Annotated in this window: 11 protein-coding genes and 1 tRNA gene; 4 read left to right on the top strand and 8 right to left on the bottom strand. The window is 61.8% G+C overall.

Translation table 11 applies throughout. The annotated features are described in order from the left end of the window. Nucleotides 1-56: 56 nt before the first annotated feature. Nucleotides 57-407 (bottom strand): hypothetical protein, encoded by a 351-nt coding sequence (locus tag HCU64_RS07745; RefSeq protein WP_233383250.1) that lies wholly within the window; start codon nt 405-407, stop codon nt 57-59. 470 nt (nt 408-877) lie between these two features. Between HCU64_RS07745 and HCU64_RS07740 the strand changes: the two genes are divergently transcribed. From HCU64_RS07740 to HCU64_RS07725, 4 genes are all read left to right on the top strand, one after another. Continuing rightward, complete coding sequence (locus HCU64_RS07740) at nt 878-2,434, top strand: 2-isopropylmalate synthase (protein WP_233383249.1); 1,557 nt, start codon at nt 878-880, stop codon at nt 2,432-2,434. Between the two features lie 222 nt (nt 2,435-2,656). Next, nucleotides 2,657-2,732, top strand: a tRNA-Lys gene (locus tag HCU64_RS07735). A 621-nt stretch (nt 2,733-3,353) separates the two neighbouring features. Continuing rightward, on the top strand, nt 3,354-5,063 hold the full coding sequence (locus HCU64_RS07730; RefSeq protein ID WP_233383248.1) for an ATP-dependent nuclease: 1,710 nt from the start codon (nt 3,354-3,356) through the stop codon (nt 5,061-5,063). Beyond that, nucleotides 5,053-6,471, top strand: coding sequence for a UvrD-helicase domain-containing protein (locus HCU64_RS07725; protein WP_233383247.1), 1,419 nt, complete (start codon nt 5,053-5,055; stop codon nt 6,469-6,471). The genes HCU64_RS07730 and HCU64_RS07725 overlap by 11 nt, the downstream gene beginning before the upstream one ends. Nucleotides 6,472-6,711: 240 nt before the next feature. Here the strand turns inward: HCU64_RS07725 and HCU64_RS07720 are convergent, their stop codons facing one another. From HCU64_RS07720 to HCU64_RS07695, 7 genes are all read right to left on the bottom strand, one after another. Then, nucleotides 6,712-7,320 carry an HNH endonuclease gene (locus HCU64_RS07720; RefSeq protein ID WP_233383246.1) on the bottom strand — a complete coding sequence of 203 codons (609 nt, stop codon included), beginning with the start codon at nt 7,318-7,320 and terminating at the stop codon, nt 6,712-6,714. Further along, nucleotides 7,317-7,481, bottom strand: coding sequence for a ribbon-helix-helix protein, CopG family (locus HCU64_RS25595; protein ID WP_442785927.1), 165 nt, complete (start codon nt 7,479-7,481; stop codon nt 7,317-7,319). Before HCU64_RS25595 ends, HCU64_RS07720 begins: the two co-directional genes overlap by 4 nt. 151 nt (nt 7,482-7,632) lie before the next feature. Beyond that, a complete protein-coding gene (locus tag HCU64_RS07715) occupies nt 7,633-7,935 on the bottom strand; it encodes a winged helix-turn-helix transcriptional regulator (protein WP_233383245.1) in 303 nt (100 codons plus the stop codon). 336 nt (nt 7,936-8,271) lie between these two features. Further along, nucleotides 8,272-8,703 carry a hypothetical protein gene (locus HCU64_RS07710; RefSeq protein WP_233383244.1) on the bottom strand — a complete coding sequence of 144 codons (432 nt, stop codon included), beginning with the start codon at nt 8,701-8,703 and terminating at the stop codon, nt 8,272-8,274. A 21-nt stretch (nt 8,704-8,724) separates the two neighbouring features. Then, nucleotides 8,725-9,852, bottom strand: coding sequence for a phage tail protein (locus HCU64_RS07705; RefSeq protein WP_233383243.1), 1,128 nt, complete (start codon nt 9,850-9,852; stop codon nt 8,725-8,727). Between the two features lie 21 nt (nt 9,853-9,873). Then, nucleotides 9,874-10,308: a hypothetical protein gene (locus HCU64_RS07700; protein ID WP_233383242.1), complete on the bottom strand. Its 435-nt coding sequence runs from the start codon at nt 10,306-10,308 to the stop codon at nt 9,874-9,876. Between the two features lie 209 nt (nt 10,309-10,517). Continuing rightward, nucleotides 10,518-11,246 (bottom strand): recombinase family protein, encoded by a 729-nt coding sequence (locus tag HCU64_RS07695; RefSeq protein ID WP_233383241.1) that lies wholly within the window; start codon nt 11,244-11,246, stop codon nt 10,518-10,520. Nucleotides 11,247-11,855: the final 609 nt, after the last annotated feature.

The raw sequence follows: 11,855 nt of genomic DNA, 5'->3' as shown, positions 1-11,855 counted from the left end.
GCCGTTGCCGACGCTTCCGCCTTCGCGGCTGGTGAAAGCGGACCCGGAGGCGGTGTTCAGCGATATCCGTAACGCGACTTGGCTGCCGCCAGAAGATGCATCCCCTCGGCGCTGCGCCCCGCAGCGCAGGCAGCCGCCGCGGCATCGAGGTCCGCGGTGAAGCGCTTGCCGACGGACGCATTGAGGTTCTCGGTCGCGACGTCGCTGTCCACGATCGCTCGCGTATGCGCGATGGTCGGGCCGCAACCGCTCCCCTTCGCCAGATCGGCGACGGGAGCCACCGCGGGCTGGGCCGGCAGGGCGGCCGCAGCCGTCGGGCCAGGGGCGCTCGAAAGGCTGTTGCAGGCCCCGAGTGAGCCGGCCGCAATGAGGGCGGCGAGGGCGAGAGCCGTGCGGCGGATCGACATGGCGACGTCTCCGGGACTGCGAGGACGTGAGATCGGTACTTCTGACCTTGGAAGCTGAGCCGTTGCCGGCAGTCGGTCAATCGCGGCCGCCGCGCGCCGATGTCGCAACCGATCGGATTCCCCACCGTTGCGGCCGGCGCGCATCACTTGTCGAGAACCGTACGCTTGTCAGGCTTTCGCGCCAAAGTTAGATACGGCTTTCAGGGATCGGCGATATGCCGGGTTGCCCCCACCGAGGAGAGACGAGCCGTGGCTTTCGCCGGCTCAGCGCTGACGATTTCGACCACCGCTTCCGCGGCGGCGAGCGCGCGCGCCAAGCTCCTTCTCGCAGGCCTTCTCCTTACCCGCCCCTGAGGGCCGTCCGGGCGTGGCCGCCTGGGCCTTCAGGGGATGCGCTTCGGACAACCGATCCAGGGTTTCGGTGCCTCTCCCGCTGATGGAGAACGCATCGCGAGAAGGTAGCAACGATCATGACCAGCACCACCGATAAAGACCGCGTCGTCATCTTCGACACGACGCTGCGCGACGGCGAGCAATGCCCCGGCGCCACGATGAACCTCGACGAGAAGCTGGCGGTCGCCGAGTTGCTCGACACGATGGGCGTCGACATCATCGAGGCCGGCTTCCCGATCGCCTCGAATGGCGACTTCGAGGCCGTCAGCGAGATCGCCAAGCGCACCAAGCGCGCCACCATCGCCGGCCTCGCCCGCGCCATTCCCGCCGACATCGCGCGGGCCGGCGAGGCAGTGAGACATGCGCAGCGCGGGCGCATCCACACCTTCGTCTCGACCTCGCCGATCCACCTCGCGCACCAGATGCGGAAGACCGAGGACGAAGTGGTCGAGATCATCCTGAAGACGGTCGCCCAGGCCCGCGACCTCGTCGAGGATGTCGAGTGGTCGGCGATGGACGCGACCCGCACCGGCATCGACTATCTGTGCCGCTGCGTCGAATCGGCGATCCGCATGGGTGCCACCACGATCAACCTGCCCGACACCGTCGGCTACGCGACGCCCGAGGAATACCGGGACATGTTCCGGCAGGTGCGCGAGCGCGTGCCGAACGCCGACAAGGCGATCTTCTCGACCCACTGCCACAACGACATCGGCCTCGCGGTGGCCAACTCGCTCGCCGGCGTCGAGGGCGGCGCACGGCAGATCGAGTGCACCATCAACGGCATTGGCGAACGCGCGGGGAATGCGGCGCTCGAAGAAGTCGTGATGGCCCTGCGCACCCGTGGCGACGTCATGCCCTACGATACCGGCATCGATTCCACGATGCTGACGCGCGCCTCGAAGCTCGTCAGCCACGCGACGAACTTCCCCGTACAGTACAACAAGGCCATCGTCGGCCGGAACGCCTTCGCGCACGAGAGCGGCATCCACCAGGACGGCATGCTCAAGCACGCCAACACCTACGAGATCATGACTCCGGCCTCCGTCGGCCTGACCAAGACCTCGCTGGTGATGGGCAAGCATTCCGGCCGTGCCGCCTTCCGCTCGAAGCTGACGGAGCTCGGCCTGTCCTTGTCCGACAACCAGTTGCAGGACGTGTTCGAGCGCTTCAAGGACCTCGCCGACCGCAAGAAGCATGTCTACGACGAGGACATCGAGGCCCTGGTCGACGAGAACCTCGCCACGGCGCATGACCGCATCAAGCTCGTCTCGCTCTCGGTGATCGCCGGCACGCGCGGGCCGCAACGGGCCACCATGAAGATCGACATGGACAGCCGCACCTTCACCGAGGAAGCGGACGGCAACGGCCCGGTCGACGCGGTCTTCAACTGCATCAAGGCCATGGTGCCGCACGACGCCGTGCTCGAGCTCTATCAGGTCCACGCGGTCACCGAGGGCACGGACGCCCAGGCAGAGGTCTCCGTCCGCCTCAAGGCGGGCGAGCGCTCGATGACCGCGCGCGGCGCCGATCCGGACACGCTGGTGGCTTCCGCCAAGGCCTATCTCTCGGCGCTGAACAAGCTCTCGGCCACCTCCGTGCGGCTGCATGCGCAGCACGCGGCGACGGTCTGAAGCCGCTCTTGCGGCGTCGGGCGCGAAGAGCGCCCGCGAAGCGAAAGCCTGAGCCCGCGGAGGCGGGCGCCGGCGACTGAGGCCAAGAAAATAACCGGGGCGATCGCTTTCGAGCGATTGCCCCGAAAACTCGGCCGTCGGGGGTAGACAGCCCCCGGCGGCATTGCTATCAGCCCCCCACTCGCGGGGGACTGGTGGCCCCCGCGTCGTCGTTTCGGCGACGGGCGCATAGCTCAGTTGGTAGAGCAGCTGACTCTTAATCAGCGGGTCCTAGGTTCGAACCCTAGTGCGCCCACCAAATATATCAGTGACTTAAGTCCTTTGTTGGCTCAGTCACTTTCGCTATGTCCGCAGTGTGTCCGAAATAGGCGGCCTTGGCGAGCTGCGCAGGCTGGTGCTGCGGCCTATCATGATTACGGTCGGAAAAGCGAATTGAGCTCCAGCGCTTCTTGAGCAGGCTCGTGGAGTTTTCACAGCCAGCTTTGAACCTGGGTGCAACGACCCTTCGCTGATCTCCTAGCGATTGGTCTGGATCTGACGCCTCTTTTCCGGGTACGAGGCCGTTTGCGACGCAACCCGGTCCTACACGGTTGACTGCGCTGCGTTCGAAGGCTGACGTCCGCACTTCGAAGGCGGCTGCTGCTTAACGCCATAAGTGGATTTAAACGATCGTCCGACAGGGAACAAACGTTTCCGGCCAGACACCGAAGCGGGTAACGCTTCGATGGCGAAAGACACCGGGGCCTTTCGTCAGTTTGCAGAGAATTGAACGGCGCCTCAGCTGCCGAGCGCCCAATCAGGCACCTATCGTAAACTGCTGCACTCCATTGAAAAAAGAATCTAAGCGGCAGGCACCAGGTTTGACCGCTGTAAAGGGGGCTGGCCATCGCGTGCCGCTCTCCGCTGAGGGAGAAGGAAGATGGCTCGGATACGTCACATCGAGATCAAGAACTTCCGTTGCATTCAACAACTCGCCTGGGTTCCTTCTGCGGGGATCAACTGCCTGATCGGCCCCGGCGATGCCGGCAAATCCTCGATCTTGGACGCCATCGACTTCTGCCTTGGCGCCCGCCGTTCCCTGACGTTCACTGACGCCGACTTCTATCGACTGAATGTCACCAACCCGATTGTCATTACCGCAACGGTCGGGGAGTTGGACGACGACTTGAAGAGCATGGAGACCTACGGGACCTACCTTCGCAGCTTCAATGCCGCGACTGGCGTCGTCGAGGATGAGCCGGAAGCGCAAGCGGAGACTGTCCTCAGCGTCCGCCTATCGGTAGGCAGCGACCTAGACCCCGTCTGGACCTTAGTGTCCGATCGCGCTGAAACCGCCGGCCAGTCACGATTCCTAACTTGGGCCGACCGCGCACAGCTCGCGCCGAACCGCGTTGGCGGCTTAGCGGACCATAACCTCGCGTGGCGTCGGGGCTCGGTGCTCAACCGCCTATCCGATGAGCGACCGGAGATGGCGGCCGCCCTAGCGGACGCCGCCCGCAATGCGCGAGCGACGTTCGGTGACCTTGCCGACGCTCAGTTGGGAGGCACCTTGCGGATCGTCGAGGCGACGGCCCAGAGCCTTGGCATTATAATCGGCGAAGGTCTGAAGGCGATGCTCGACACCCACTCAGTCTCCTTCAGCGGCGGTACCATCGCGCTCCACGGCGCTGATGGCGTACCACTCCGGGCATTAGGAATCGGCTCGACCCGACTGCTCCTAGCCGGTCTCCAACGCCAAGCGGCGCAGAAGGCGACTGTAGTGCTCATCGACGAACTTGAGCACGGTCTTGAACCGCACCGCATCCTCCGCCTACTAACCTCCATTGGCGCTAAAGACGCGGCGCCTCCCCTGCAGGCCTTCATTACCTCCCATTCGCCTGTTGCAATCCGTGAGCTCCGTGGCGATCAGCTATTTGTGGTCCGCAATATCGGCGGCCGCCACGAAGCGAGGACGGTGGGGACCGCGGACGACGTCCAGGGCACGATCAGACTCTATCCGGAGGCTTTCCTTGCGCCGTCCATCGTCGTCTGTGAAGGCGCCAGTGAAGTTGGTCTTCTGCGCGGCATGGATCTTTATCGCAGCGCACTCGGCGAGCAGTCGATTACTGCGGCCGGCATCGCCTGGGTAGATGCAAAGGGCATCGCCCAGGTCTACGGCCGGGCTAGCGCTTTTCAGAGACTAGGCTACCGGGTAGCTGTCCTGCGTGATGACGACGTCCAGCCTGAGGCTGCCGAAGAAGCTGCGTTCCTCGCAAACGGTGGCGCAGTGTTCAAGTGGCGAGACGGCTGCGCGCTTGAGGACGAAATGTTCCGATGCCTTTCGGACGCTGCAGTCGGCAGCCTACTGGAACGCGCAGTCGAGCTGCTCGATGCTGACCTAGTGGACGACCATATTCGCTCCGCTTCCAACGGCCAGCACACTTTTGCAGCCTGTAGGGTTGGGCTCTCCCTGCAAACCCGAGAGACGCTTGGCAAAGCCGCGCGCTCTAAGAAGGGTTCCTGGTTTAAGTCGGTCACCAGGATGGAAGAGGCGGCGCGGGACATTGTCTTTCCAAACCTCGCCACCGCAGACGAGATTTTCCGGAATACGATCTCCGACATTAAGCAGTGGATATTCCGTGGAGCCTGAAATCGATCTCCTTGCCTTCGACCAGGGCACGATTACGGCTCCGGCGGGCTGTGGCAAGACCCACCTTATTGCACATGCTCTGAGTCGCCATGCAGGCCGCAAACCCGTCCTGGTCCTGACCCACACCAATGCCGGGGTAGCTGCACTCCGCGGGCGCTTGGAGCGCGCCCAAGTCGCGACGTCGGCGTACCGGCTGGCGACAATTGACGGTTGGGCCATGCGGCTGCTCACCCTTTTTCCTCGGCGCAGCGGCCATGATCCAGAAATCTTGACCCTGTCCCAAGCGCGACAGCACTACCCAGCGATCCGCATCGCTGCACGCGGTCTGCTCATGACCGGCCACATCAACGACGTCCTTGCAGCGACCTACGACCGACTCATCGTGGACGAGTATCAGGACTGTTCCGTGGTCCAACATGAGATCGTCGCGAACGCGAGCGCCGCCTTACGTACCTGCGTCCTTGGCGATCCCCTCCAGGCTATCTTCAATTTCGCAGGGCCGACCGCGGATTGGGAAGCTCAGGTGAAGCCACAGTTTCCAGATGCGGGGGAGCTCGCGACGCCGTGGCGATGGATCAATGTTGGCGAAGAGGCTTTTGGCCGATGGCTCCTCGAAATGCGCCACCTTCTACAGGCTCGCGGCGCCGTTGATCTCCGCACGGCGCCCGCCAACGTTAGTTGGGTGCAGCTCGATGGCGTTAACGACCATCGGCTACGTCTCGGGGCTGGGTCTACCAGGCCGTCAGTCGCCGACGGACGCGTCCTCATTATGGCGGACTCGACCAACCCAGACGCGCAGCGGAACTTCGCCGGTCAAATACCGGGCGGCGTCGTGGTAGAGAATGTTGACATGCGGGATCTCGTCGCCTTCGGCGAAAACTTCGATCTCGCCTCCCCGACCATTGTCGAACATGTCATCAGCTTCGCCGGCAGCGTTATGACCAATGTAGGCGCCGCCGCGATGATACAGCGTCTGGTAACCCTACGAAGCGGACGCGCTCGGATCGCGCCCACTGGAGCTGAAGAAGTCGCGCTGCGTTTCGCCGAAGCCCCGAGCTACGCCGCGGCGGCCGACCTACTATCGGTGATCAACAGCCAAGGTGGCGTCCGTGCCCACCGGCCGGCGATCCTACGGGGTGCCTACGACATGCTGAAGGCATGCCGCGGGCGAGACGGAGTGACACCCGCGGATGCTGCGACTGCAGTAAGGGAACGGTCCCGCCTCGTAGGCCGTCCCCTCGCAACCCGCACGGTAGGCAGCACGCTTTTGCTAAAGGGCTTAGAGGCCGATGTTGCAGTCATCCTTAACCCAAGTGTTATGGATCATCGCCACCTTTACGTGGCAATGACCCGCGGGGCCCGACAACTGATCGTTTGTTCGTCAACCCCAATAATAACGCCAGCCTAACATTGGATATCATACAAACGCAGACGGCCTGCACTTCGAAGAAGAGCTACGCTAAGGCGACAAGCTATGCCGCGCAGAATGTTTGTTTTTTGCCGCAAAAGCTTCGAAGCGGACCGAGAGATTTCCGCCACCTACTGCCGAAACCCGAACATCCGCTTGTCTAATCTAGCGACCGATGGCAGACCAGCAGATGTCTAGGAAGCGTCGCTTTTCAATTACTCGATGCCTCGGAACTAATGCTCAGATTGGATGCTGTACTGCGGCTCTTGCAGGCCTAGGGCGGCGAGAAGGGAACAGAGAGCGCCCGCTAAGATTGGCAACGGACGCACTGCGGGCATGAACGTCAACTACACCGCTAATCAGCTCCTCGCAGACGATCTGCGATCGAGGATGTCGAGGCAGCACGACACCTTTCGTCGTGCCCCTATGGCGCAGAATGGCCTCCATCAGCACGCGATCGGCGGCGTTCTGCTTGTAGGTGCCCTCGTACAGATGCGCTGGATTGCAGCACCACGGGTTCGCGCAGAGATGACAGGCCAGAAGGTCAGGTGAGATCGGACCACTGTCCTGGATCAGCGCCAGCCGATGGGCCGGGACCGATTGAAAAAAGCCCGTCTCGGGATCGGTCCACTGTATCCCGAAATAGCGAGCCGGGTTCGGCTCGTGAAGGATGCCGACGAAGCGGAACGGTCGGGTCGGAATGTACCGCCAGCACTCATTGTCGCCGGCCTTGTGCACTCTGCTATTGAGCTTCCTGACGATCTGATCAGGGATGACGATCGCCCCTGGGAAATCGTCGTGGTGCGCCAGCCTGTACGGAAAACTTACCCGTGTCGCTCTCACAGTCATCGCGATAGCTTTCGCCTCTCTGATCTTACGACCTTCGCGAGAAGATCTCTGATCACCTCGGATCGAGGGGCTGCTTTATTGAGCCCATCCCCTATCGCAAGCTGATCAATGGCCTGAACGAGCTTCCGAGGTAGCCGGACGGAGAGAACTTGATTTTCCATGATGCTCCTCGAAGGATTGAAGGCAGCGGCGAGGACCGTAGGGATCGATCCCCGCCGCCTCCAAAAGCGAGATGCGCTGACCGCACGCTTCCCGCCTCCCTCTCAAAGCCCCGGAGCCTGCCAAGCTAGGGCTCGAAAGGGGTCTCTATCGTCAGATCGGCCGACGAGTAGCTTCGTAGAAGCTGGAGCCCGCGTAGGTGCTGCCTCTTCGCACAAGGTTGCGGCCCTGAAGGCGCTGGATGTGCAGGGCAGCGGCCTCGGGAGAGAGGCCAGCTTCTCGGGAAATCTCTTGGACGGTGGTGACCGGGCCGCTGCGCAGTACCCGCAGAATGGCGCTCTCACCTGGGCTATTGGCACCCGGCTCCAGCTTGGTCGGTGCAGCCTTGGCCACCTTCGACCGATCGCCACCCTTGGGGGTGCAGGAGGGCCACAAGTCGAACATGCTAGTGGTCATCAGCTCTCACTCCAGAATTTTGAAAGTGAGTGCGCATACCGCTTCGATTGCATCTTCCGGATCATCGATCTCAGGATCGAAATTCGCCCTTAGAATGCGCTCGACTGCATGCTTTGCGAGATGGTCTCGCTCCCACTGATTGACGATTACGGGCTCGTCTCGACGGAACACTTTGTCCCGAAGAACATAGAGACAACCCCGCACAAGTGTCGCCGTATATAGAGATCCCTCTCCGGTTCCGACTACGCCTGCAGTGGCCAACGTAATATGATCGGAAGTCATGTCAAGTCCCCTATTGCTAGAGGACGATGTCTATACGTTTGACTACATTCTTCGTCAAGAAATCGATCTTTTTGAACCTGGGTGCAATCTCAAGATCTTTGCTTGATTAAGCTGATTGGCAGAATGGAGACCATGCAAAGTTGGCCAGCCTTGCTTCGTGGGCCGATACGTTTTCGGATCAAGCTCGGGGATGCTCTCCCCCGTATGGCTCGCAATCCAGCAAGCGACCTGCATCCGGTAGCTGTCCACGTCGAGCGGGGCCTCACCCATCAGGACGGGCTCATGCGGGTAAACGAGCAGGTGGAAGGCTCGCCAGATCGCACAGGCGTCGGCCAAGGCGAAGCTCGCCTGGACCTCCGCCAGAGTAGCGTCTGAGCCCAAGTAGAGAGCCTTGGAGAGCCGGTAGCCCTTCGGTGTGCCCCTTGGTGCCTGACTGAGGGCAATGCGTCCTGGGCCGCTGTATGTGGCCCACTGGGCGGTTTTCATGAGCACACTCCGAGTGGTTCGCTAGCGGCGGCTCGCCTCGGTGACCGCCGAGATGTTCGAGGCGAAGGACGAGGCGTTGTCCGTCATCACGTTCAGCTCGCCGTAGGTCTCGACCGGGAAGGCCGCGGCGAACGTCTCGGGATTGGAGGCCTTGGAGCCGGCAAGCGTGCCCAGGATCTCGGCGACACGGTCGTTCTGGTCGATGGTGCCCAGGCTCAGTTCTGAACCGATATCGCCGAGCCGGCCACTGGCCTCCACGATCTGCGTGGCGGCGTTGGTCATGAACGTGCCCCGATCGAGATTGCCCGGTGCGCTTTGTGCCAGGGCGAGCACGTTGTTGCCGGCCGCCTGATCGGTGATCCCGATGTGCGCAAAGGCCGAGGCCGCACCAGGAAGGCCGGTGTTCACGATGCTGGTGATGTCCGGAGCACCCGCATTCGTGAGCCTCTGCAGGACCGACAGGGCGACTTGATAGCCACCTTCAGCAAAGCCGAACGTGACACCGATCGTGGTGGCCAAATTCGAGACGGTGTCCGTGCTGATGACGTTCGAGTTGACCCCCTGAAATGTCTGCGAGAGGTTGCCGAGCGACTGGGCGATATCAGCGGGCAGTCCGCTGGCCTGGAGCTGCGAAGCGATGTTTGAGCTGAGGGAAGGCAGGGGCACCGAGGCGGCCGACGCCTTGGCGTACTGCACATAGCCGCCGTCACTGTCGGGGGCGTAGTAGCGGAATTCCAGACCGAAGCACTGCTTCTGAGGGGCACCATTCACGAGGAAATATTCGCTCTCCTCAGACATGCCGACGAGAACCCAAGGTCCGAGCACGTTGCCGCGACCGTCCACCATCTGCTGCGGCTCGCCCAGGTCGGCGTAGTAGCGGAGCAGATCGAGCTGATGGGTACCTACCGCCGTCGTCAGGGCTACGCTGACGCCCTGGCCTGGGTTGTAGGCGGTGAAGATCACGCCCTCCAGGAGCATCGTCTTCGACCCACGGCCGATGAACTGCTCTGCCGGATCGTTCGCAAAGCGCTCCTGCGTCGCCCAGCGCCACGTGTCTTGCCTGCGAAGCTTTTGGTAGGCCGCCGTCGTGAGTTTGAAGGTGTAAGCGCCCCAACGCATCATGTGGCCTTCAGCCAGACTATCGACCATCTCCAAGATCCTCCAAAAGCATCAGAAAAGGGTCGGGACCGGCGTAGACTGGGGTCGGCGGTACTCCTCGGGCAGCATCGGATGCGATGCCCCGAAGCCCCGACCTTCAAGGCCGAATTCCTCGACGATCAATCCAAGCCTGTGAGCGAGCCAGACGCTGATCCACGCCCGATGGCACCAGTCGCCGGTACCGGGCCTTTCCCAGCAGACGAGTACCGGGGTCTGCCCCTGTGCGAGCTGATCAATACGATCGACGATCTGGGTAGGATCGAGCTGTGCAAGCTGGGTGACGTAGCGAGACCGGTAGGTCTCGGCATCTGCGGTCCTGAAGTAAGGTCCGGGAGCTAGTTCCGCGATCCTCGGCAGATGTTTGAAGCCAGAAGGCGTGCCGCTAGAAACACCGATCTTGATGTGATCGCGCGGAAGCTTTGCGAACCAATGAGATGTCAGGATCATGGCGCTCTATTACCAATGGCTGAGCACCAGAATTTCACTTATTAACCAGTCGGTCGATACCAAAAGCGACGATTTTTGAGAAATACTCTGTCTTACACGGACGCTTTGTCCCTGATCATGCCGAATATCGACTTAGATCGGGTTGTCAGGTGGCTTAGGAGACCCGTTTTCCCGCTACATCCGTAGTCAATCGATATTCGGGAGTGGATTTAGATTATCAGCCGTCGCACTGGCTTGGAGATATCCGACTGAACCGGGGGTGCCGGAACACGGGCTAGGACATTCACGACTTGCTGGCTTGCCCAGGTGTGCTTGCCTCGGGGTGTCGGAATGCCTCTCCGGGTCAACTCACGGGCAACAGCCGCCACCGTCAGGCCGGCCGCCTGAAGCTCACGGATGACCGGAGCCAGATCCGTTGCACGCTGGTCGGCCTTCTGCTGCCGGACCGCCACGCTGTGATCGCTCCCGAGGTGGCGGATATCCATGAATTGACCGCGATCACCACCGAGCTTGGTGCCTCGGGCCTTTGCGGCAGCGAGTGCAGCCTTGGTGCGTTCAGAGATGGCCTTGGCCTCGTGCTCGGCGACAGCGGCCAGGATGTGCACGGTGAGCCGGTTTGCGGTCGGGAAATCCACGGCCACGAAGTCCACGCCGCTTTCCATCAGGTTCGAGATGAAGGCGACGTTGCGCGCCAGCCGGTCGATCTTCGCGATGATCAGGGTTGCTCCGTAGAGCCGGCACAATCGCAGGGCCTCGGTAAGCTTGGGTCGGTCATTGCGCTTCCCGCTCTCGACCTCGGTCACCTCTGCGATCAGCTCCCAAGCCCCTCCATTCAGGTGATGACGCACCGCCTCCTGCTGCGCCTTCAGGCCGAGCCCGGATCGACCCTGCCGATCAGTGGACACGCGGTAATAGGCAACGAACCGGCCTTTGGTCATCGTGCTGCTCCCTTTGGGGTGCTGCTCAAATTAGTGGAGAGGAGGGATGTTGTTGTTTTGAACCTGGGTGCAAAACTTCGGCTCGGCAAGCCCTAAAGCAGAGCAGAGGGTAAGAACGCGCGAGCTATGCATGGGGCTATGCCTTCTGAACCGGGGGACGCTTGGCCTTCCCGCTCTGACGTCGCTTGGCCTGCTGATGCTTACGGCGTTGTTCGAGGAAGCTGGTCAAAGCCCCGAGGAGTGTGGCTCCAGCCGTAAGGCATGCGGCAATACTGGCGAGGGTGGGGCCAGCAACAGTAGCGATCTCTAAGTAGGTCATGGTGGGCTCCGGACATGAAAAAGCCCGCCGGGTAAGGGCGGGCTTGAGGATGGCTTGGGTTGTAAGAGGTTGTTTGGACACGAAAAAACCCGCCGGGTAAGGGCGGGCTGGAAACCGAACAGAGTTTCGGCGGGGCTAGAACCTTTTTCAGGTGTCTAGTTGGCCCCTAAACCGAAAATATTTTTTCGAGGGTGCCGCGGCATAACCGGAACAGACGAGCTGCTGGCCAGAAAACTACGAAGGGCAGCAAAACGCTCCCGCCTTCGGAATTTATTTTGGCACTCGCCATC

This window comes from Methylobacterium sp. C25 (genome assembly GCF_021352225.1).
Taxonomy (GTDB): Bacteria; Pseudomonadota; Alphaproteobacteria; order Rhizobiales; family Beijerinckiaceae; genus Methylobacterium.
The sequence above is the reverse complement of the archived record's forward strand: the minus strand, read 5'-3'. Positions and strand labels throughout refer to the sequence as shown.

Coding starts and splice junctions, on each gene's coding strand:
- HCU64_RS07700 (WP_233383242.1), bottom strand. CDS start 10,308: ATGATCCTGACATCTCATTGGTTCGCAAAGCTTCCGCGCGATCACATC.
- HCU64_RS07745 (WP_233383250.1), bottom strand. CDS start 407: ATGTCGATCCGCCGCACGGCTCTCGCCCTCGCCGCCCTCATTGCGGCC.
- HCU64_RS07720 (WP_233383246.1), bottom strand. CDS start 7,320: ATGACTGTGAGAGCGACACGGGTAAGTTTTCCGTACAGGCTGGCGCAC.
- HCU64_RS07705 (WP_233383243.1), bottom strand. CDS start 9,852: ATGGTCGATAGTCTGGCTGAAGGCCACATGATGCGTTGGGGCGCTTAC.
- HCU64_RS07730 (WP_233383248.1), top strand. CDS start 3,354: ATGGCTCGGATACGTCACATCGAGATCAAGAACTTCCGTTGCATTCAA.
- HCU64_RS07740 (WP_233383249.1), top strand. CDS start 878: ATGACCAGCACCACCGATAAAGACCGCGTCGTCATCTTCGACACGACG.
- HCU64_RS07710 (WP_233383244.1), bottom strand. CDS start 8,703: ATGAAAACCGCCCAGTGGGCCACATACAGCGGCCCAGGACGCATTGCC.
- HCU64_RS07695 (WP_233383241.1), bottom strand. CDS start 11,246: ATGACCAAAGGCCGGTTCGTTGCCTATTACCGCGTGTCCACTGATCGG.
- HCU64_RS07715 (WP_233383245.1), bottom strand. CDS start 7,935: ATGACCACTAGCATGTTCGACTTGTGGCCCTCCTGCACCCCCAAGGGT.
- HCU64_RS25595 (WP_442785927.1), bottom strand. CDS start 7,481: ATGGAAAATCAAGTTCTCTCCGTCCGGCTACCTCGGAAGCTCGTTCAG.